This is a genomic window from Streptomyces sp. JH34 (assembly GCF_029428875.1).
Lineage (GTDB): Bacteria > Actinomycetota > Actinomycetes > Streptomycetales > Streptomycetaceae > Streptomyces.
In genome coordinates this window covers 4233461-4253538 of sequence record NZ_JAJSOO010000001.1, presented here as the reverse complement: position 1 = coordinate 4253538, position 20078 = coordinate 4233461, and the positions used below count along the sequence as shown (strand labels likewise).

At 72.0% G+C, this 20078-nt stretch carries 19 protein-coding genes; 7 read left to right on the top strand and 12 right to left on the bottom strand.

What is annotated here, in order from left to right; all coding sequences use genetic code 11:
• Nucleotides 1-45 precede the first annotated feature (45 nt).
• From LWJ43_RS19035 to LWJ43_RS19025, 3 genes are all read right to left on the bottom strand, one after another.
• Nucleotides 46-1893: an outer membrane protein assembly factor BamB family protein gene (locus LWJ43_RS19035; protein ID WP_277333436.1), complete on the bottom strand. Its 1848-nt coding sequence runs from the start codon at nt 1891-1893 to the stop codon at nt 46-48.
• 336 nt (nt 1894-2229) lie between these two features.
• Nucleotides 2230-3939, bottom strand: a complete 1710-nt coding sequence (locus LWJ43_RS19030) for an outer membrane protein assembly factor BamB family protein (protein WP_277333435.1) — start codon at nt 3937-3939, stop codon at nt 2230-2232.
• A gap of 100 nt (nt 3940-4039) precedes the next feature.
• Nucleotides 4040-5857, bottom strand: a complete 1818-nt coding sequence (locus LWJ43_RS19025) for an ABC-F family ATP-binding cassette domain-containing protein (RefSeq protein ID WP_277333434.1) — start codon at nt 5855-5857, stop codon at nt 4040-4042.
• 147 nt (nt 5858-6004) lie between these two features.
• Between LWJ43_RS19025 and LWJ43_RS19020 the strand changes: the two genes are divergently transcribed.
• From LWJ43_RS19020 to LWJ43_RS19010, 3 genes are all read left to right on the top strand, one after another.
• Nucleotides 6005-6655 carry a lipoprotein gene (locus tag LWJ43_RS19020; protein ID WP_277333433.1) on the top strand — a complete coding sequence of 217 codons (651 nt, stop codon included), beginning with the start codon at nt 6005-6007 and terminating at the stop codon, nt 6653-6655.
• A gap of 99 nt (nt 6656-6754) precedes the next feature.
• Nucleotides 6755-7006, top strand: coding sequence for a type II toxin-antitoxin system Phd/YefM family antitoxin (locus LWJ43_RS19015; RefSeq protein ID WP_277333432.1), 252 nt, complete (start codon nt 6755-6757; stop codon nt 7004-7006).
• Nucleotides 7003-7263 carry a Txe/YoeB family addiction module toxin gene (locus tag LWJ43_RS19010; protein WP_277333431.1) on the top strand — a complete coding sequence of 87 codons (261 nt, stop codon included), beginning with the start codon at nt 7003-7005 and terminating at the stop codon, nt 7261-7263. The genes LWJ43_RS19015 and LWJ43_RS19010 overlap by 4 nt, the downstream gene beginning before the upstream one ends.
• Before the next feature lie 162 nt (nt 7264-7425).
• Here the strand turns inward: LWJ43_RS19010 and LWJ43_RS19005 are convergent, their stop codons facing one another.
• From LWJ43_RS19005 to rsmI, 6 genes are all read right to left on the bottom strand, one after another.
• The gene (locus LWJ43_RS19005; RefSeq protein ID WP_277333430.1) at nt 7426-8325 is read right to left on the bottom strand and encodes a 4-(cytidine 5'-diphospho)-2-C-methyl-D-erythritol kinase; all 900 of its coding nucleotides are present in this window, start codon (nt 8323-8325) and stop codon (nt 7426-7428) included.
• On the bottom strand, nt 8322-9194 hold the full coding sequence (gene rsmA / locus LWJ43_RS19000) for a 16S rRNA (adenine(1518)-N(6)/adenine(1519)-N(6))-dimethyltransferase RsmA (RefSeq protein WP_277333429.1): 873 nt from the start codon (nt 9192-9194) through the stop codon (nt 8322-8324). Before rsmA ends, LWJ43_RS19005 begins: the two co-directional genes overlap by 4 nt.
• 9 nt (nt 9195-9203) lie before the next feature.
• Entirely contained in the window at nt 9204-9710 is a 507-nt protein-coding gene (locus LWJ43_RS33095) for a ubiquitin-like domain-containing protein (RefSeq protein WP_462100893.1), read from the bottom strand.
• A 186-nt stretch (nt 9711-9896) separates the two neighbouring features.
• Nucleotides 9897-10763 carry a TatD family hydrolase gene (locus LWJ43_RS18990; protein WP_277333428.1) on the bottom strand — a complete coding sequence of 289 codons (867 nt, stop codon included), beginning with the start codon at nt 10761-10763 and terminating at the stop codon, nt 9897-9899.
• Nucleotides 10764-10795: 32 nt separating this feature from the next.
• The gene (locus LWJ43_RS18985) at nt 10796-11188 is read right to left on the bottom strand and encodes a hypothetical protein (RefSeq protein WP_277333427.1); all 393 of its coding nucleotides are present in this window, start codon (nt 11186-11188) and stop codon (nt 10796-10798) included.
• 172 nt (nt 11189-11360) lie between these two features.
• The gene (rsmI, locus tag LWJ43_RS18980) at nt 11361-12257 is read right to left on the bottom strand and encodes a 16S rRNA (cytidine(1402)-2'-O)-methyltransferase (protein ID WP_277333426.1); all 897 of its coding nucleotides are present in this window, start codon (nt 12255-12257) and stop codon (nt 11361-11363) included.
• 53 nt (nt 12258-12310) lie between these two features.
• Between rsmI and LWJ43_RS18975 the strand changes: the two genes are divergently transcribed.
• From LWJ43_RS18975 to LWJ43_RS18960, 4 genes are all read left to right on the top strand, one after another.
• Nucleotides 12311-14080, top strand: coding sequence for a dolichyl-phosphate-mannose--protein mannosyltransferase (locus LWJ43_RS18975; RefSeq protein ID WP_277333425.1), 1770 nt, complete (start codon nt 12311-12313; stop codon nt 14078-14080).
• Nucleotides 14081-14365: 285 nt separating this feature from the next.
• Nucleotides 14366-16000: a penicillin-binding transpeptidase domain-containing protein gene (locus LWJ43_RS18970; RefSeq protein ID WP_277333424.1), complete on the top strand. Its 1635-nt coding sequence runs from the start codon at nt 14366-14368 to the stop codon at nt 15998-16000.
• A 124-nt stretch (nt 16001-16124) separates the two neighbouring features.
• Nucleotides 16125-16634, top strand: a complete 510-nt coding sequence (locus tag LWJ43_RS18965; protein WP_277333423.1) for a YbaK/EbsC family protein — start codon at nt 16125-16127, stop codon at nt 16632-16634.
• Nucleotides 16631-17482, top strand: coding sequence for a DMT family transporter (locus LWJ43_RS18960; protein WP_277333422.1), 852 nt, complete (start codon nt 16631-16633; stop codon nt 17480-17482). The genes LWJ43_RS18965 and LWJ43_RS18960 overlap by 4 nt, the downstream gene beginning before the upstream one ends.
• A gap of 85 nt (nt 17483-17567) precedes the next feature.
• Here the strand turns inward: LWJ43_RS18960 and LWJ43_RS18955 are convergent, their stop codons facing one another.
• From LWJ43_RS18955 to LWJ43_RS18945, 3 genes are read right to left on the bottom strand one after another with little or no spacing between them, the layout of a single operon-like run.
• Nucleotides 17568-18056, bottom strand: a complete 489-nt coding sequence (locus LWJ43_RS18955; RefSeq protein WP_277333421.1) for a GNAT family N-acetyltransferase — start codon at nt 18054-18056, stop codon at nt 17568-17570.
• Between the two features lie 33 nt (nt 18057-18089).
• Nucleotides 18090-18887: an SDR family NAD(P)-dependent oxidoreductase gene (locus tag LWJ43_RS18950; protein ID WP_277333420.1), complete on the bottom strand. Its 798-nt coding sequence runs from the start codon at nt 18885-18887 to the stop codon at nt 18090-18092.
• Complete coding sequence (locus LWJ43_RS18945; RefSeq protein ID WP_277335931.1) at nt 18884-20044, bottom strand: serine hydrolase domain-containing protein; 1161 nt, start codon at nt 20042-20044, stop codon at nt 18884-18886. Before LWJ43_RS18945 ends, LWJ43_RS18950 begins: the two co-directional genes overlap by 4 nt.
• Between the last annotated feature and the right edge of the window lie 34 nt (nt 20045-20078).

Here is a 20078-nt window from a genome sequence, read left to right as displayed (position 1 = left end):
CTGCGGAGTCGGAGGAGGAAGGGCTGCGGTTGCCGTGGTCGGCCGTCACTTGCCGAAAGCCATCATGGTCGTCTGCTCCTTCTCCTCCTCGTCGTTGCTCGCGCTGACGCGGTCGCTGACGATGAAGGAACGGCCGCCCGCGTAGGTGATCTTCGACGAGAAGAAGTTCTCGATCCGGGTCGTCGAGTCCGGGTGCTGCAGGAGCACCTTGGGCGCGCCTCCGGTGGGCGCGATCGTCGCGATCGCCCCGCCCTTGTCGTACGAGGGCTCCACGTAGACCAGGACGTTGCCGCCCTCCATGCGCAGCGGCTTCATGGTGCGCTCGGCGGGGGCCGCGGACTTCCACTTGGTCTTGCCGGTGTTCAGGTCGAACGCGATGACCTTGTTGGTGCGGCCGGTGCCGCTGGTGTCGTCCTCGGTCATCATGTAGAAGGTGTTGGCGTCGGCGGCCACCCCGCTGCAGCCTTCGAGCTTCTCCCCGAAGACCGCGAAGTCGTGTCCGCACTCGACGGAGAGTTTGTCCCCCTTGTCACTGATCAGCTGGGACCTGAGCGTCCCGTTCTCCTTGAGCGCGAGGATGCCCCACTTCTTCTTCTCCCGCTGGGTCAGCGAGACGACGAGAGGGTTCACCGAGTAGACCTTGTCGATCTCCCAGCCCCGCTCGGGCTGGTACGACCACTTGGCCTTCCCCGTGGCCGGGTCGATCTCCTGGACCTGGTGCTGGGGGTTGTTCACGTCGTCGGTGCGGCAGCTGGCGGCGGCGATGAGCTTGGGACCACCGGCGAAGGCGAACGGCTTGCAGTTGCCCGACGGGTTGCCGAAGAGCTCCTTGCCGTCGCTGACCCGGTAGGCGTTGGAGTTGCTCGTGCGGCCCACGGTCACGGTGTCACCGCTGATCGCCAGACCGATGTCGGTCAGCAGGTCCCAGGTGCCGTTCTTCTTGACCGACGTCTTCCAGCCGGCCTTGCCGGTGTTGAGGTCGATCATCTGCAGATCGGCGCAGTCGGCCCTGTCCGTGGTGCCGTTCATCACGCCGATGACGATCTTGCCGTCGGCCGTGGGGTTCCCGGGCGCCGCGCACATGTCGGCGGGCAGCGGCAGGCTCCACTTCTGCTTGCCGTCAGCCATCGAGTAGCCGTTGACGGAGCGGTACATGCCCTTGACGATCGTGTCACCGACGATCCACGGGCCGAACACCTCCTTGCCGTTGCGCGGCAGGTCGACGTCGTTCTTCGCCAGCCAGAGGACCTTCGCCTCGCCCTCCTTGCGCCCGGCGTTGAGGTCGTCGTCCGTCTCACGGCCGTCACCCTTGCCGTCGCCCTGGTCGACCTCGGCCGACCCGCTCGGGTCCACGGGGGCGCTGCTGGACTTGGAGACGGGGTCCTTCTTGTCGTCGTCGCCGCTCGTGACGAGGAAGACGCCGCCGCCGACGACGAGGAGCGCGGCGAGCGCCGCACCGATGATGACGGCGGGCTTGCCCTTGAAGGGGCCGCCGCCGGAGCCACCGGGCGCGGGAGCGCCGGGGTACTGCTGCTGCGGGTAGCCGTAGCCGGGCTGCTGGCCGTACGCGCCGGGCTGCTGGCCGTAGGGTCCGGGCTGCTGGGCGTACGGACCGGGCTGCTGGGCGTACGGCCCGGACGGGGCGCCGTACGGACCGGGCTGCTGGGCGTACGGACCGGGGGCCGCCTGGCCGGGCGCCTGGGGGTAGCCGTAACCCGGCTGCGCCCCGGGCGCCTGCGGTGCCCCGGCGGGCGGTGTCTGCGGAGGGGTGGGCGGCGCCTGCGGCGGAACCGGCGGCGGTGACTGCGGCTGGGACGGCTGGGGAGTGCCCTGCGGTTCCTGCGGAGCCCCGAAGCCCCCCTGCGGCGGTTGCTGGCTGGGCGGCTGGGTCATCAGCACGTCCCCCTTCGTGCGGTTCCGGTGCCCGTTCCGGTCTCCCCCGCGATTCCGCTGGGCTCAGAGGATCAGGTGCAAGAAATCTCTGAATTCCCCCCGGAAAGGAGCGAATCGGGCATGGCTTCCGCGGCGTTACGACAGTCGAGCGGGGCTTCTTTGTACCACCCGCACCACACCCGGAACGGTTCGGTCCACCCCCTGTTCCCAAGGGAGAACCGGGCTGTGATGCCGTCGTTACGCGCCTGTCGTGAGCAGGAGGAGGCGCCTGCCCCCCATGCTCCGTCAACTGCACGCGCACGAGGCGGGTTTCGCGGGAACCGCGCAGTCACACGCTCACTCGCCGAAGACCAGCACGGCGGTGGCCGCCTTCTCCTCCTCGTCCTCGTCCAGACTGATACGCCGAGGAAGCAGGTAGGAACGGCCGTCGCGGTAGACGACTTTCGGCGCGAAGAGCGAACTCTCCGTCCCGGCCGCCGAGGCCGGGTGCTTCAACAGCGTGGCGTACGTTCCGGTCGACGGCTCCAGCGTGCCGATCTCACCGCCCTCGCGGTACAGGGCCTCCAGGTGGACCAGCACCTTCCCGTCCTCCGTACGCAGCGGGAAGAGGAGGCGGCCGGCCGGTGCGGGCGACCTCCACACCGACTTGCCGGTGGCCAGGTCGAACGCGACGACCGCGTTCGTCCGGGCTCCCGAGCCCGTCGCGGGGAGGGCCGAGAGGTAGAACCTCTCGGCGTCCGCCGCGACCCCGGCGCAGCCGTCCAGGTTGCCGCCCGTCCCCACGGATTCCCCACCGCAACGAACGCCGTATCCCCCGGCGCCGCCCACCATCTGCGAGCGGTAGGTCCCGTCGTCGTTCAGGACGACGACGGTCGACTTCTCCGGCTGCTGGACCGAGATGACGAGCGGGCTCACGGAGTAGACGTGCGCGACCGACCAGCCGGGCTGCAGCTCGTACGTCCACTTCGGCGCTCCGGTGACCGGATCGACCTCCTGGACCTGCTGACGGACGGGATCGGACGGCTCCGCCTGACAGGTCACGGCCGCGATCATCCGGTCGCCGCCGGTGAAGGCGAAGGGCTGACAGGCACCTTCACGCCTGCCGAACAGTTCCTCTCCGTCGCTGACCCTGAAGGCGTTCGAGGCGGTGTTGCGCCCGAAGGTCACCGTGTCCCCGCTGATCGACATGGCGACGTTCGACAGGCCGTCCTGTATCGCCGCCCTGTCGACCGTCTTCCTCCAGCCCGCCTTGCCGGTGCGCAGGTCGATCATCTGCAGGACGGAACAGGACGCCTCCTTCTCCGAGACGTTGTCCTCGATGCCGACGACGACCTTGCCGTCGGCGGTGGCGGCGGAGGGCGAGGCGCACAGGTCCGTGGGCAGCCGCAGGCTCCACTTCTCGGCCCCGCCGGTGATCGCGTAACCGGTCACCTTGCGGTACATGCCCTTGGCGACGATGCCGCCGGCGAACCAGGGGCCGTGCGTCTCCTCCCCGTATTCGGGGAGGTCGACGCCGTTCTCCGCCAGCCACGCGACCTTCGCCTCGCCCGGCTTGCGCCCGGCGTCGAGTTCGGCGGCGGTCGGTCCGGCGACGCCCTTGTCGTCGTCCTTGCCGTCTTCCGTGTCCTCGGTGGGCGAGGCGCCCCGCTCACCGCCGTCGCCGCTCGGCCCGGCGACGGGCTTCTTCCCGTCTCCGCCGTCCCCCGTGGCCAGCCAGACGCCGCCACCGGCCAGCAGCAGCACGGCGAGTACGGCGCCGACGACCATGCCGGTCCTGCCCGTGAGGCGTCCACCACCGCCACCCGTGCCGGCCGGGCCGCCCGGCATCGGCACGGTCGGCGGCTGTGCCGGGTACCCCTGTCCGGGCTGTGCCGGGTATCCGTATCCGGGCTGTGCCGGATACGGGTGACCGGACTGCGGACCGAACGGCTGCGTGTACGGGCCCGGCTGCGTGTACGGGCCCGGCTGCCGGGGCGGGTAGCCGTACCCCGGCGCCGGCGGGGGATCGTACGGTGCCCCGAAGCCCTCCGGTGGCGGCTGGGTCATCGTCGTGTCCCCCTTGGCATGCTCCGCAGGGCCACGCCGACCCGGGCGGTCCTGCTTTCCACCACCCGTCCTGGCCCCTCCGGCCGGGCCGGGCCGCCCGTCAGGCGTCCTCGGCAAGCTCCAGCCAGCGCATCTCCAACACGTCCCGCTCCGTGACCAGTTCACGCAGCTCGGCGTCGAGCTTGGCGACCTTCTCGAAGTCGGTGGCGTTGTCGGCGATCTGCGCGTGCAGCGAGGTCTCCTTCGTCGACATCTTCTCGAGCTGCCGCTCGACCTTCTGCAGCTCCTTCTTCGCGGCGCGCGCCGCCTGCGGCGAGACGGTCTCGACCGGTGCCGCCTTGGGCGCGGAGGAGCCGGCGAAGGACGCGGGCGTCGCCGTCGCCTCCATGCGCTGCCGGCGTTCGATGTACTCGTCGATGCCGCGCGGCAGCATCCGCAGCGCGCGGTCGCCGAGGAGCGCCATCACCTTGTCCGTGGTCCGCTCGATGAAGAACCGGTCGTGGGAGATCACGATCATCGACCCGGGCCAGCCGTCGAGGAGGTCCTCGAGCTGGGTCAGCGTCTCGATGTCCAGGTCGTTGGTGGGCTCGTCGAGGAAGAGGACGTTGGGCTCGTCCATCAGCAGACGCAGGATCTGCAGACGGCGCCGCTCACCACCGGACAGGTCGCCGACCGGGGTCCACTGCTTCTCCTTGGCGAAGCCGAACTGCTCGCAGAGCTGTCCGGCCGTCATCTCCCGGCCCTTGCCGAGATCGACGCGGTCGCGCACCTGCTGGACGGCTTCGAGCACCCGAAGGTTCGGGTTGAGTTCCGCGACCTCCTGGGAGAGGTAGGCGAGCTTGACCGTCTTGCCGACGACGACCTTCCCGTCGGCGGGCTGCACGTCGCCCTGGCTGCGGGACGCCTCGGCGAGCGCGCGCAGCAGCGAGGTCTTGCCCGCGCCGTTCACGCCGACCAGGCCGATGCGGTCACCGGGGCCGAGCTGCCAGGTGAGGTGGGTGAGCAGGGTCTTGGGACCGGCCTGGACGGTCACGTCCTCCAGGTCGAAGACGGTCTTGCCGAGCCGCGCGTTGGCGAACTTCATCAGCTCGCTCGTGTCGCGCGGGGGCGGCACGTCGGCGATCAGTTCGTTGGCGGCCTCGATGCGGTAGCGCGGCTTGGACGTACGGGCGGGAGCGCCGCGCCGCAGCCAGGCCAGCTCCTTGCGCATCAGGTTCTGCCGCTTGGACTCCTCGGTCGCGGCGATCCGCTCCCGCTCGGCCCGGGCGAACACGTAGTCGCTGTAGCCGCCCTCGTACTCGTGGACCGAGCCGCGCTGGACGTCCCACATACGGGTGCAGACCTGGTCCAGGAACCACCGGTCGTGGGTGACGCAGACGAGCGCGGAGCGCCGGGCCCGCAGGTGTCCGGCGAGCCAGGAGATGCCCTCGACGTCGAGGTGGTTGGTGGGCTCGTCGAGCACGATCAGGTCCGGCTCGCCGATCAGCAGCTTCGCGAGGGCGATCCGGCGCCGCTCACCACCGGAGAGCGGGGCGATGACGGTGTCCAGGCCGTGCTCGAAGCCGGGGAGGGCGAGGCCGCCGAAGAGCCCGGTCAGCACGTCGCGGATCTTGGCGCTGCCCGCCCACTCGTGGTCCGCGAGGTCGCCGATCACCTCGTGCCGGATGGTGGCCTCCGGGTCCAGCGAGTCGTGCTGGGTGAGGACGCCGAGGCGCAGCCCGCCGTTGTGGGTGACCCGGCCGGTGTCCGCCTCCTCCAGCTTGGCGAGCATCCGGATGAGCGTCGTCTTGCCGTCGCCGTTACGGCCGACGACGCCGATCCGGTCGCCCTCGGACACCCCGAGGGATACACCGTCGAGCAGGGCACGGGTGCCGTACACCTTGCTGACCTGCTCGACATTGACCAGATTGACGGCCATTTCACTCCTGCCTCGGGGATCCCTGCGTCGGGGACCGCTCGACGTCCCAGAGTAGTCGCCGCGCGGGGTGCGATAGCGTGCGGCGATCGATCATGGGACGTAACCCCAGGTCGGAGCGGTTCGGATCATCTCTGGGGTGGGGACTTCATGATGCGCGGGACGGTACGGGCACTGATTCCGGCGGTCGCGGCGGCCTTGGCGCTCGCCGGCTGTTCGTCGTCCGACGGCGGCACGGACACGGGCGTGGACCCCGGTGGGAACGCGGCCGGCTCCCCTGCGGCGGCCGCGACGGGCGCCGCCCCGGAGAAGGGCGCCACCATCGGCGGGAAGGGCTCGGCCTGCGAACTGCCGGTGACGTTCGACCTCGCGGTGGACTGGAAGCCGGAAGCCGTGGAGGTGGAGCCCGGGTCCGAGTTCGCGGAACTGGGGCAGCAGGGCTCGGCCACGATGGTCTGCGAGATCGACGCCAAGCCGGCCGGGAACATCGGCTACATCCGTGTGTGGCAGGGCGAGGGTTCCGGCACCGCCCCGCGCGCCGCACTGGAGGACTTCCTGGCCGGCGCCCCGAACGCGGCCGAGGCCTCCTACGAGGAGACCGAGGCCGGGCTGGTGCCGGCCTCGGAGGTCACCTACACGGTGCGCTCCGAGCTGATGGACGAGGACAAGCCTGAGCGTGCCTTCGCGGTCGCCACCCCGGACGGCCCGATCGTGGTGCACCTGGGCGGGCTGGACTCCACGGAGCACGAGGAGATGCTCCCGGCGTACGAGCTGGCGAGGAAGACACTGAAGCTGGGCTGAGGATCTGCGGGTGTCGGCCGGACATCTGGCCCCTCACCGGGGACCACAAGTACACTTTCCTGTACGTACAGATTTCCGTACGTTCCGAGGAGGCCTGCTGTGCGCACGATGACCTACACCGAATCACGGGCCAAGTACGCCGAGACGCTGAACGCTGTCGTCAACGACCGCGAAGAAGTGATAGTGACGCGCGCCGGTCACGAACCCGTGGTGATCGTGGCACTCGACGAGTACGAGTCCATGAAGGAAACTGCTTACCTCTATCGCAGCCCCGAGAACGCGCGCCGCGTCCTTGCTGCCATCGATGACCTCGAGAACGGTGGCGGGACTGTTCAGGAGCTTCTCGAATGAAGCTTGTCTGGCACGAAAGCGCGTGGGCGGACTACGTGTGGTGGCAGACCCAGGACCGGAAGGTTCTCAAGCGGATCAACGCCCTGGTCCAAAACATCGTCCGGAACGGAAACGAAGGCATCGGCAAACCGGAGCCTCTGCGGCACGGTTTCCACGGTTACTGGTCGCGCCGGATCAGTGACGAACACCGGCTCGTCTACCGCGTGGCCGAGGACGAGGTACGTCTCGTCTCGTGCCGTTACCACTACGGCCGCTGAGCGGTATCCCACCGGTCCCCGCCTCCGCGCCGCTCGACCGGAACCCGGCCGCGGAGTGCCATGGCGACGGCGGTCGGGGTCGCTCCCCAGCGCGTACGGTCGCGCCGCGCCCCGGAAGGGCGTCAGCGCGACCGTACTCAGTTTCCGGATGAGTACCGGCGGTCAGACGACGGTGGCCCCCGGGGCGGGCGACGGCGCGACCCGCGCGCTGCGGCACGTGCCCGACGCCAGCAGGGCGTCGGCGACCCTGCGCGCCGACTCCTCGTCGGCGGTCAGGAACGCCGTGGTCGGCCCGGAACCCGAGACCAGTGCGGCCAGGGCGCCCGCGGCGGTGCCCGCCGCGAGGGTGTCGGCGAGCGAGGGGCGCAGGGAGAGGGCGGCGGCCTGGAGGTCGTTGCCGAGGGCGTCCGCGAGCGCGGTGGCGTCCCCCTTGCGCAGGGCGGTCAGGAGCGCGGGCGACGCGGCCGGCTCGGGGACGTCGGTGCCGGCGGTCAGGCGGTCGAACTCGCCGTACACGGCCGGGGTGGAGAGTCCGCCGTCGGCGACGGCGAAGACCCAGTGGAAGGTGCCGCCGACCTCGACGGCGGTCAGCCGCTCGCCCCGGCCGACACCGAGCGCCGCCCCGCCGACCAGGCTGAACGGCACGTCGCTGCCCAGTTCGGCGCAGATCTCCAGGAGTTCCTCCCGGCTCGCGCCGGTGCCCCACAGGGTGTCGCAGGCCAGCAGGGCGGCGGCGCCGTCGGCGCTGCCGCCGGCCATGCCACCGGCGACGGGAATGTCCTTGGTGATGTGGATGTGCACATCGGGGGCGACGCCGTGCCGGGCGGCCAGGGCGATCGCGGCGCGGGCCGCCAGGTTCGTGGCGTCCAGCGGCACCTGATCGGCGTCCGGTCCGGAGCAGGTGACGCGCAGGGCGTCGGCCGGGGTGACGGTGACCTCGTCGTAGAGGCCGACGGCGAGGAAGACGTTGGCCAGGTCGTGGAAGCCGTCGGGGCGGGGGGCGCCCACCGCGAGCTGCGCGTTGACCTTGGCGGGTACGCGGACGGTGACGCTGCGGGTCATGCGGACGGCTCCGGCTTGTTCTCGGCGATGGCGGCGAACTCCTCGACGGTGAGCGCCTCACCACGCGCCTGCGGCGAGATCCCGGCGGCGGTGAGGGCGGCCTCGGCGGCGGGCGCGGAGCCCGCCCAGCCCGACAGTGCCGCGCGCAGCGTCTTGCGGCGCTGGGCGAAGGCGGCGTCCACGACGGCGAAGACCTCGGTCCTGCTCGCGGTCGTGCGGATGGGTTCCGTACGCCGGACCAGGGACACCAGCCCGGAGTCGACGTTGGGCGCGGGCCAGAACACCGTGCGGCCGATCGATCCGGCGCGCTTGACGTCGGCGTACCAGTTGGCCTTGACCGACGGGACGCCGTAGACCTTGTTGCCGGGGCGTGCGGCCAGCCGGTCGGCGACCTCGGCCTGCACCATCACGAGCGTCCGCTCGATGCTGGGGAACCGCTCCAGCATGGTGAGCAGCACCGGCACGGCGACGTTGTACGGCAGGTTGGCGACGAGTGCGGTCGGCGCCGGGCCCGGCAGCTCGGTGACGAGCATCGCGTCCGAGTGGACCAGGGCGAAGCGCTCGGCGCGCCCCGGCAGCCGGGCGGCGACCGTGGCCGGCAGGGCGCCGGCGAGCACGTCGTCGATCTCCACGGCGACGACCCGGTCGGCGGCCTCCAGCAGGGCCAGGGTCAGCGAGCCCAGGCCGGGCCCGACCTCGACCACCACGTCGTCGGGCCGCACCTCTGCGGTCCGTACGATCCTGCGGACCGTGTTGGCGTCGATGACGAAGTTCTGGCCGCGCTGCTTGGTGGGGCGTACGCCCAGCGCTGCGGCCAGCTCGCGGATGTCTGCGGGGCCCAGGAGGGCGTCGGGCTCAGTGGTGCTCACCCGTTAAGCCTACGGCCGCCGCGGGACCCAGGGGGCACGGCCCGGTACGGGTCCGAAGCCGCGTGTCTCACGCCGGACGACGATCTCGTCGCCGTCGTCGAGCCCCGTGGCGGGGGCGGGGGCGACGGTGTCCCGGGCGCCGACCGTGACGCCCTCCGCGTCGAGGAGCTCCCCGACGTCGTCGGCGAAGGTGTGCAGGGTGTGCGAGGTCCCGTCGACGCTGACGCGGACGGCCTTGTCCTGGGCGAGGAACGCGACGGTCCCGCCGGCCAGGACGGCGACGACCAGGGCGCGCGGGACGATCCGCCGCAGGCTCTCCGGGGCACCGCGGTGCCGCGCGGCCGCCCGGTGCCCGGCGGGTTCCCGGCGCGGGGCGGGGAGCCGGGCCGGCAGCGGGGTGTCCACGACGGTGGGGTCGTGGACCTGCGGCGGGCCCGGCCGCAGCCGCGCGACGATCGTCCGCTCCTCGTGGAGGGAGCGCGGCGGAGCCGCGGGCGGGGCGGGAATCCGCGCCACGGCCCGCGTCGTGCGCCGACTGCCGCGCGGCGCGCGGTGACTGCCCTGCGAATGGCCCACGACGCTCCAGACGTTCCGGCCCTGCCCACCCCGTTGCGCGGGCACGATAGCCGAGGCTCCGTCACCGTCCAAAGTCGTACGATTACCGCATGTGTCGGACGGACCGCACACGGGCCGGCGAGGGCGTCAGAAGTCGAACGCCCGCGCGGTGTTGTCGTAGACGGCGGCGGCCAGGGTGTCCTCGTCGGTGTTCCGCACCTCGGCCATGGCGCGGAGCGTGACCGGGATCAGGTAGGGCGCGTTGGGCCGGCCGCGGTACGGCGCGGGGGTGAGGAAGGGGGCGTCCGTCTCGACGAGCACGAGCTCGGCGGGGACGACGGCCAGCGCGTCGCGCAGCGGCTGCGCGTTCTTGAAGGTGACGTTGCCGGCGAAGGACATGAAGTAGCCCGCCGCCGCGCAGGTCCGGGCCATCTCGGCGTCTCCCGAGTAGCAGTGGAAGACGGTCCGCTCCGGGGCGCCCGCGTCGGCGAGGACGCGCAGCACGTCCGCGTGGGCCTCCCGGTCGTGAATGACCAGGGCCTTGCCGTGCCGCTTGGCGATCTCGATGTGCGCCCGGAAGGACTCCTCCTGGGCGGCGACGCCCTCGGGGCCCGTACGGAAGAAGTCCAGGCCGGTCTCGCCGACCGCGCGTACGTGGGCGAGGGCGGCCAGGGCGTCGATCTCGGCGAGCGCCTCGTCGAGTGCCGCCTTCCCGCCGGGCTCGCGCGCGCCCTGGCGGGCGGTGCCCTCGGGGTCGCCGTGCACGATGCGGGGCGCCTCGTTGGGGTGCAGGGCGACGGAGGCGTGGACGGACGGGTGGGCGGCGGCGGTCTCGGCGGCCCAGTGCGAGCCCTTCACGTCGCAGCCCACCTGGACGACGGTGGTGACGTTGACCGCCGCGGCGCGGGCCAGGCCCTCCTCGACGGTTCCGTCCTGCATGTCCAGGTGGGTGTGCGAATCGGCGACCGGAACCCTGAGGGGTTCGGGGAGCGGCGGGGCTTCGGTACGGCTCATGCCCCCGACTCTACGAGGGCATGAGCTTCCTCTCACCGCCGGTGGAAGGGACGCAGCAGGTCGGACAGGTGCCAGTGGTGCGCCTCGGGCCCGGGGGCGCGCACCGCCGCGACGGCCATCTCCTCCGCCGCCGGCTCCTCGACGGGCTTCTTCCCGGGTACGGTCTGCGGGGGCCGGAGCAACTGCTGGACCGTGGACACCCGACCGGCCCGCATGATCCGGACGACATGGCCGCCGCACCTCGCGCAGGTGGGGGTGGACAGCGGTGAGGGCACGGGCTGCCCGTCCGCCTTGTAGACCACGAAGGCGTTGCCCGAGCCGTCGACGTGGTGCTCTATCTCGTAGGCCTGTTCCCAGCCGTAACCGCACCGCATGCAGGCGAAGGCGTACGCCTCGTGCACGGTGGGTGCTGCGATCTCACTCATGCCCGCTCCTCTTGTCCGATGGAGAAGCACTCCGGACAAGCACTCCGGATGGTGCGTTCCACCCTCAAGTGGACGCCCTCACCGGCGACGGAGCACCAGGTCTGCCGAGTGTTGGAACGCTTTTGGCCTATCCGTGGCCGAAGGGCCCGGTTCGCGGCTCGGGCTTTACATTTCAGGCTAGTCCCTTGCCCTGATCCTGGCCGGTCCGAGCCGCGTTCTTTGCCGCGACCACCGCATCGAAGACCTCCCGCTTGGGCAGCCCCGCCTCGGCGGCGACCGCCGCGATGGCCTCCTTGCGCCGCTCCCCCGCCTCCTCGCGCACCTGCACCCTGCGTACCAGCTCGGCGGCGTCGAGTCCTTCGTTCCCGGAGTCCGTGGCGCCCTCGACGACGACGGTGATCTCGCCGCGAACGCCCTCGGCCGCCCAGACGGCCAGATCGCCCAGGGGGCCGCGCTTGACCTCCTCGTACGTCTTGGTCAGTTCCCGGCACACGGCGGCCCTGCGGTCGGCGCCGAACACCTCGGCCATGGCGGCCAGGGTGTCGTCCAGCCGGTGCGGGGCCTCGAAGAACACCATCGTGCGGCGCTCGTCGGCGACCTCGCGCAGCTTCCCGAGCCGTTCGCCCGCCTTGCGCGGCAGGAAGCCCTCGAAGCAGAAGCGGTCCACGGGCAGGGCGGACAGCGCGAGCGCGGTCAGCACGGCCGAGGGGCCCGGCACGGCGGTCACCTTGATGTCCTGCTCCACGGCGGCGGCGACGAGCCGGTAGCCGGGGTCGGAGACCGACGGCATGCCCGCGTCGGTGACGAGCAGGACGCGCGCCCCGCCGGCCAGCGCCTCCACGAGCTCGGGCGTGCGCGCGGACTCGTTGCCCTCGAAGTAGGACACGACACGCCCCGTCGTGTGGATGCCCAGCGCCTGGGTGAGCCTGCGCAGCCGCCGGGTGTCCTCGGCGGCCACGACGTCGGCCGTCTCCAGCTCGGCGGCGAGCCGTGGCGGGGCGTCCGCCACGTCGCCGATGGGGGTCCCTGCGAGTACGAGCGTTCCAGTCGTTCCAGTCACATCGGCCATCCTCCCAGCACGGGCGGCACCACTCGCACAGATGCGTTCCCTACGATGGCGCGGTGACGAGTACTGCGCCCGAAGCCCAGCAGGGCAACGACGCCGGGGACCACGCCGGCGACCAGCCGCCTTCCTGGCAGCAGCGGCTGCGCCGCTTCGGCCATTCCCCACGGCCGGAGACGGGGCTGCGCGAGCGCCTGGACCCGCCCTACACGCGCCCGGGCGGCCAGTTCTGGAACGTGCTCGCGGTGCCCCCGACCCTCGCCGGACACCTGGTGCGCTGGTCCGCCTGGGGCGGTCCGCTGCTGGTGGCGCTGGTGGCCGGGGTGCTGCGGTTCTGGAACCTGGGCAGTCCGAAGGCGGTGATATTCGACGAGACGTACTACGCCAAGGACGCCTGGGCCCTGGTCAACCAGGGGTACGAGGGTTCCTGGCCCAAGGACGTCGACAAGCTGATCCTGAAGGACCCGTCCTCGGTGGACATCCCGGTGGACCCGGGCTACGTCGTCCATCCGCCGGTCGGCAAGTGGATCATCGGGTTCGGTGAGCAGCTGTTCGGCTTCACGCCGTTCGGCTGGCGCTTCATGGTGGCGCTGCTCGGGACGCTCTCGGTTCTGATGCTGTGCCGCATCGGCCGCCGGCTGTTCCGCTCGACCTTCCTGGGCTGCCTGGCGGGGACCCTGCTGGCCGTGGACGGGCTGCACTTCGTGATGAGCCGCACCGCGCTGCTCGACCTGGTGCTGATGTTCTTCGTCCTCGCGGCCTTCGGCTGCCTCCTCGTCGACCGTGACCGGTCCCGCCGGAAGCTGGCCGCGGCGCTCCCGGTCGACGAGGACGGGATCCTGCGCCCGGACGCCCATATCGCCGAAACGCTCCGGCTGGGGTGGCGCCCGTGGCGGATCACGGCCGGCCTGATGCTCGGTCTGGCCTTCGCCACGAAGTGGAACGGGCTCTACATCCTGGCCGCGTTCGGCGTGATGGCGGTGCTCTGGGACGTCGGCGCGAGGCGCACGGCGGGCGCGGTGCAGCCGTACCGGGCCGTGGCCCTCAAGGACCTGCTGCCCGCGTTCGTCTCCACCGTGCCGGTCGCCATCGGCACGTACCTGGTCTCGTGGACCGGCTGGATCGTCACGGACAAGGGGTACTACCGCAACTGGGCGGCCACCGGGGGCAAGGGCGGCAGCTGGACCTGGCTGCCGGACTGGCTGCGCAGCCTGTGGCACTACGAGTACCAGGTCTACGAGTTCCACGTCGGCCTCACCTCCGGCCACACCTACCAGTCCAATCCGTGGAGCTGGATCGTGCTGGGCCGCCCCGTCTCGTACTTCTACGAGGAGCAGACGGGCTGTCTCACGTCCGGGACCGGCAAGTGCGCCCGCGAGGTCCTGGCACTCGGGACGCCGATGCTGTGGTGGGCGGCCTGCGTGGCGCTGCTGTACGTCCTGTGGCGCTGGTTCTTCCGCCGCGACTGGCGGGCGGGCGCGATCGCCTGCGGGGTGGCGGCGGGCTGGGTGCCCTGGTTCTTCTACCAGGAGCGGACGATCTTCCTCTTCTACGCGGTCGTGTTCGTGCCGTTCCTGTGCCTGGCGGTCACGATGATGATCGGCGCCCTCATCGGCCCGGCGGTCGGCACGGGCACCCGGCACGGCCCGGGGACGGGCAGGAGCGCCGACCCGACGGGTGAGCGCAGACGCACTCTGGGCACGATCGCGGCGGGTGTCCTGGTGCTGCTGATCGTCTGGAACTTCGTCTACTTCTGGCCCTTGTACACGGGCACGTCGATCCCGGACGGCTCCTGGCGCGACCGGATGTGGCTGGACACCTGGGTGTAGGACGGCGGTCGCGGAGACACGCGGAACAGCCCACTGCCCGTTCGCGGACCACTGCCGAGTGGTCCGTGGACGGGCAGTGGGCTGTGGTCGTGGAGGGGTCCGGCACCCCGCCGGCTCACCCGCCCGGCGTGGCCGGAACCTGACGCAGTGAACGGAAAGCGCTCTCTCGGGGGTGCGTCGCGGTCCGGTAACAACCGTCACAGGGCCCACCCGTGTCCCGTACAGTGCCGAAGAAATGCTCCCTTGAACACGTTCAAGAGAGCTCACGGGGAGGGGATCGCGCACATGCGCAGTGGAGTCAAGGTCGCGATGGTCGGCGGGGTGTTCGTGCTGGTGGCCGGGGGGCTCGGCTACGGCGTGTACGAGGTGGTGCTGGGGGGTGGCGGGACGGGGGACACGCAGACCGCCTCCGCGTCCTCGGAGGTGAGGACCGGGCCGCCGGGCAAGGAGGAGATCCAGGAGACCGCCAAGGGCTTCCTCGAGGCCTGGGCGTCCGGCGACGCCACGGCCGCGGCACTCCTCACGAACAACGAGGCAGTCGCCGAGCCGCTGCTGGCCGGCTACGCCTCGGACGCCCACGTCACGAAGGCGGTGATCACACCGGGTCCCGCCGTCGGCACGAAGGTGCCGTACACGGTGAAGGCCACGGTGTCGTACGAGGGGAGGACCAAGCCCTGGTCGTACTCCTCGGAGCTGACCGTGGTGCGCGGCCTGACCAGCGGCAAGGCGCTCGTCGACTGGCAGCCCACGGTGATCCATCCGCAGCTGACCGAAGGCGCGGTGCTGAGGACCGGCGAGTCGTCGACGGCCGCGATCGAGGCCGTCGACCACGACGGCAAGGTGCTCGACAAGGAGAAGTACCCGTCGCTGGGGCCGATCCTGGACAGCCTGCGCGAGAAGTACGGGGACAGCACCGGCGGTTCCCCGGGCGTCGAGACCTGGATCGAGCCCGCGGGCGGCTCCGCGGCGAACACCACGCTGCTGACGCTCGCCGAAGGGAAGCCCGGAAAGCTGCAGACCACGCTCGACGCGGACGCCCAGGCGGCGGCCGAGAAGGCGGTCAAACAGTTCAGCGGGGCCTCCGTGGTGGCCGTGAGGCCGTCCACCGGATCCATCCGCGCCGTCGCGAACAACCCGGCGACCGGGTTCAACGCGGCGATGCAGGGCAAGCAGGCGCCCGGCTCCACGCTGAAGATCGTCACCGCCGCGATGCTCCTGGAGAAGGGCCTGGTCACGGCGAACGGACCGACGGAGTGCCCCAAGGAAGTCCTGTACCAGGGCCGTACGTTCCACAACCTGGACCACTTCGAGCTTCCGCCCACCGACCCGTTCGTCACCAGCTTCGCCCGCTCCTGCAACACCGCCCTCATCAAGCTGATCGACGACACCGAGGACGACTCCGCGCTGCCCGCGGAGGCCCGCGACGTCTTCGGGATCGGGCTCGACTGGAAGACCGGCATCACGTCCTTCGACGGCAGCGTGCCCGAAGAGACCGGCGGTGAGGCGGCGGCCCAGTACATAGGTCAGGGCACCGTCCAGATGAACGCGCTCAACATCGCGTCGATCACCGCGACCGCCCGGACCGGCACGTTCCACCAGCCGGTGATCGTCCCCCAGGACCTGGACGACCGGCAGCTCGCGACCGCGTCCCGCTCCCTGTCGCCGAACGTCACCCGACAGCTGAACGACATGATGCGGGCCACCGCCTCCTGGGGCACCGGCAAGACGGCCATGGCCTCGGTCGGCGGTGACAAGGGCGCCAAGACGGGCTCGGCCGAGGTCGACGGACAGGGCACGTCCAACAGCTGGTTCACCGGCTTCAGCGACGACCTCGCGGCGGCGGCGGTCGTCCAGTCCGGCGGCCACGGCGGGGACGCGGCGGGCCCGGTGGTGGCGGCGGTGCTGCGCGCGGGGTCGTGACCCACGGACGCGGGGTCGGGCGGACGCGAGAGCACCGGGCGGGCGGGGCGGTCCGGGTGACGATCGACGCGACCGCCGAAAACGCTGTGGTCCGCCGCGGATCCGGTTCAGTAGCGTGCGGGACATGAGCACTTCCGACACCACCCCCGCCACGACCACCTCCGAAGCCCACCCCCGGTTCGCCGAAGCGCTGCGGGAACTGGGCCTCGACGTCGAGGTGCGCCGCTTCCCCGACGCCACCCGCACCGCCGTCGAGGCCGCCGCGGCGATCGGTTGCGGACTCGGCCAGATCGTCAAGTCCCTGATCTTCGAGGCGGACGGCGTGCCCGTCCTGGTCCTGATGGACGGCTCCTCACGGGTGGACCTCGAACTCGTACGCGACGAGCTGGGTGCCGTGAAGGTCGAGCGGGCCCGGGCCGGCCTGGTCCGCGAGACCACCGGTTACGCGATCGGCGGCGTGCCGCCCTTCGGCCACCGCACGAAGACCCGGGTGCTGGCCGACCGGGGGCTGCTCGGCCACGCCGAGGTGTGGGCGGCGGCCGGCCATCCGCACGCCGTCTTCCGGATGTCTCCCACCGCCCTGGTCGATCTCGCGGGCGGCACCCTCGTGGACGTGCGTGAGCGGACCGCGTGACCCCGCTGGTGGCGGCGGCCGTCCTGGCCGCCGCGATCACACACGCGAGCTGGAACGCCATCGCGCACGCCATACGTGACCAGTTGCTCTCCTTCACCCTGATCTCGGGCGGCGGGGCGCTGATCGGAGCGGTACTGGTCTGCCTCGCGCCGCTCCCCGCGGCCGGCGCCTGGCCGTATCTGTTCGCGTCGGCGGTCCTGCACGTGGCGTACATGCTGCTGCTGATGCGCTCGTTCACCCTGGGCGACTTCGGTCAGATGTACCCGATCGCCCGGGGCACGGCCCCGCTCGTCGTGACGGTGCTGGCGGCCGCCTTCGTCGGTGAGGTCCCGGACGGCTGGGCGACTGCGGGCGTGGCCGTGGCCTCGGCCGGACTCGTCGGGCTCGCGCTGTGGGGCATCCGCGGCTCCGGCAGCCGGCCTCACCGGACGGCGGTCCTGGCGGCCCTCGCGACGGGGCTGGCCATCGCCGGGTACACCACGGTCGACGGGGTCGGGGTACGTGCCGCGGGGACACCGGTCGGCTACATCGGCTGGCTGATGACGGTGCAGGGCCTCGCCGTCCCCGCGTACGCCTACGCGCGCAGGCGGGGCGAACTCCTGTCTCGGCTACGCCCGTTCGTCGCACGGGGGCTGCTGGGTGCCGCCCTGTCGGTCGCGGCCTACGGTCTCGTCCTGTGGGCCCAGACGAAGGCCCCGCTCGCCCCGGTCGCCGCGCTGCGGGAGTCCTCGATCATCGTGGGTGCCGCGATAGGGACGCTGTTCTTCAAGGAGCGCTTCGGGGCTCCGCGGATCGCGGCTGCCGGACTGATGGTGGTGGGTATCGGACTGATGCTGCACACGAGTTGAGCGGGAGGTCTCCGGACGTGCCCGGCCGTTCCTCGGAACGGTGCGGTCCGCGAACAGCTCGGCCGTCCCCTGATCCCTCGCTCCGTCATCCGCGCACGACGGCGGAGGCGGGCGCCTCCGCGACCACCTCGTCGTCCTCGGCCTCACCCGTCGGCCGGAACCCCAGCGAGGTCCAGAGCGCCGCCGCGGCCGTGTTGCCCGGGGCGTACGACAGCCGGATCACCTCGCAGCCGTCGCGGCCCGCCAGCCACTGGGCGAGCGTGCGCGCGGCGGCCCGCCCGATTCCCGTGCCCTGCTCGGGCCCGTCGATCAGCATCCCGCCGATCCAGTACGAACCGTCCTCGTCCCGGGCCCACATCACGTGGCCGCGCGGGACGTCCCCGGCGTGGACGGCGAGTGAGTGCCAGGTGTCCTCGCGCGAGGTGAGGAGGAGATAGCGGGCCGCGAGCGCGGGAGCGAAGTCACGCTGGTCGTCGAGCGGCGCGACGTCCGCGACCGCACGCCAGGTGTCGTCGGTGACCTCGCGCAGGGTGACGGGGCGGCCGGTCCGGTCGGTGTAGCCGTGGTCGATCACCGAGGGAGGGTAGAGCGCGGGCCGGCGCCCCCGCTACCGGGTTTCGGAGTCGCCCGTCATCGCCCTGCGGAAGCCCGTGTTGACGGCGAGGAGGCCGCCGTCGACCCGCAGAGTGGTGCCGGTGATCCACTGCGCGTCCCGGGAGGCGAGGAAGGCGACGGCGGACGCGATGTCGTCCGGTTCGCCGATCCGGCCGAGGGGGTAGAGGGCGCTCGCCCGTTCCAGTTCCGCGTCGCGGCCCGCCCACGCGTCCGTACGGATCGTGCCGGGGGCGACGAGGTTGACGCGGACGCCGCGCGGCCCCGCGTGGCCGGCGAGTGTGCGGGTCAGGCTGGCCAGGCCCGCCTTCGCGGCGCTGTAGGCGTGCCCGCCGAAGTCCTGTTCGCCGTTGACCGAGCCGATGTTGACGACGGCGCCCCGGCCGGAGGCGACCAGGTGCGGCAGCGCCGCACGGGAGCAGCGGTAGGGGCCGTTCAGGGTGATGTCGAGGGTGCGGGCCCAGGGTTCGTCGGCCTCGTCCTCGAAGAGCGGGGCGTCGTCGTGGTTGGCGTAGGCGTTGTTGACCAGGACGTCGAGCCGGCCGAAGGCGGCGACCGCGTGGGCCACCGCCGCGTCCACCGCCGCCCGGTCGCCCACGTCGCAGGCCAGGGATTCGGCGGTGCCACCCGTTTCGCGTATCGCGGCCGCCGTGCGCCCGGCGCGTCCGGCGTCCAGGTCGGTGACCAGGACGGCCGCGCCCTCGGAGGCCAGCCGGCGGGCGGTGGCCGCCCCGATGCCCTGGCCCGCGCCGGTGAGGAGCGCGGCGTACCCGTCGAAGCGAGGAGGAGTCATAGCGCCGACCGTACTGCCCTGACCAGGGCCTGGGCGCGGGGATCCGCGGTGACCCCCTTCTGCAGACCGTTCGTCACGTAGCCGAGCGCGATGCCCGATTCGGGGTCGGCGAAGCCCAGCGAACCCCCGCGGCCCGGATGCCCGAACGAGCCCGGGCCCAGCAGCGGTGCGGACGGACCGTGCAGCATGTAGCCCAGCCCGAAACGGGTGTTGACGACGAGGACGCGGTCCGGCCCCGCGGACTCCTCGGTGCGGGCCAGGGTGAGGGTGGCGGGGGCGAACAGCCGCTGCCCGTCGACCACGCCGATCATCGCGGCGTAGCAGCGGGCGAGCCCGCGCGCGGTGGCGACGCCGTTGGACGCGGGGAGTTCGGCCGCGCGGTAGCCCGGGTCGTTCTCGTCCGGGAAGGGGTCGATCGCCCCGAAGGCGCGCCGGGTGAGCGAGGCCGGGTCCCGGTAGGCGTCGACGACGGACCGCTTGGGGCGCATCCGCAGGGCGCCGCTGCCCTCGGCGGGCGGGGGCTCGACGGGGCCGATCCGCCCGATCCGGTGCGCCTCGTCCTCGGGGAGCCCGAACCAGAAGTCCAGGCCGAGCGGGCGCGCGATCTCCTCGGCGATCCAGCGGCCGATGGTCCGCCCGGTGACCCGGCGGACCAGTTCACCGATGAGCCAGCTGTAGGTCTGGGCGTGGTACCCGTGGTCGGTGCCGGGCTCCCACTGGGGCCGCTGGGCGGCGACCGCCCGTGGCCCCGACACCTGGTCGGCGGCCTCCTCGGGCGTCAGCGTCGTGTCGAGGGCGGCCACTCCGGACCGGTGGGCGAGGAGGTGGCGCACGAGGACGCGCTCCTTGCCGTTCGCCTTGAACTCCGGCCAGTACGTGCCGACGGGGGCGTCGAGGTCCACCTGCCCGCGCTGGTGCAGCAGCAGCGGCACGGCGGCGGCGACGCCCTTGCCGGCCGAGCGGACGATCTGCACGGTGTCCACGGCCCAGGGTTCGACGCCGTCGACGTCTCGCGTCCCGGCCCACAGGTCCACGACTTTCCGGCCGTGGCGGTAGAGCGCGACGGCGGCCCCCCGTTCGCCGCGCTGTTCGAAGTTACGGACGAAAGCGTCCCGTACCGCCTCGAATCCCGGCGCCACCGTGCCTCGTACGTCCACGCCTGCTCCCGCGCTCCCGCTCATCCCCCCATGG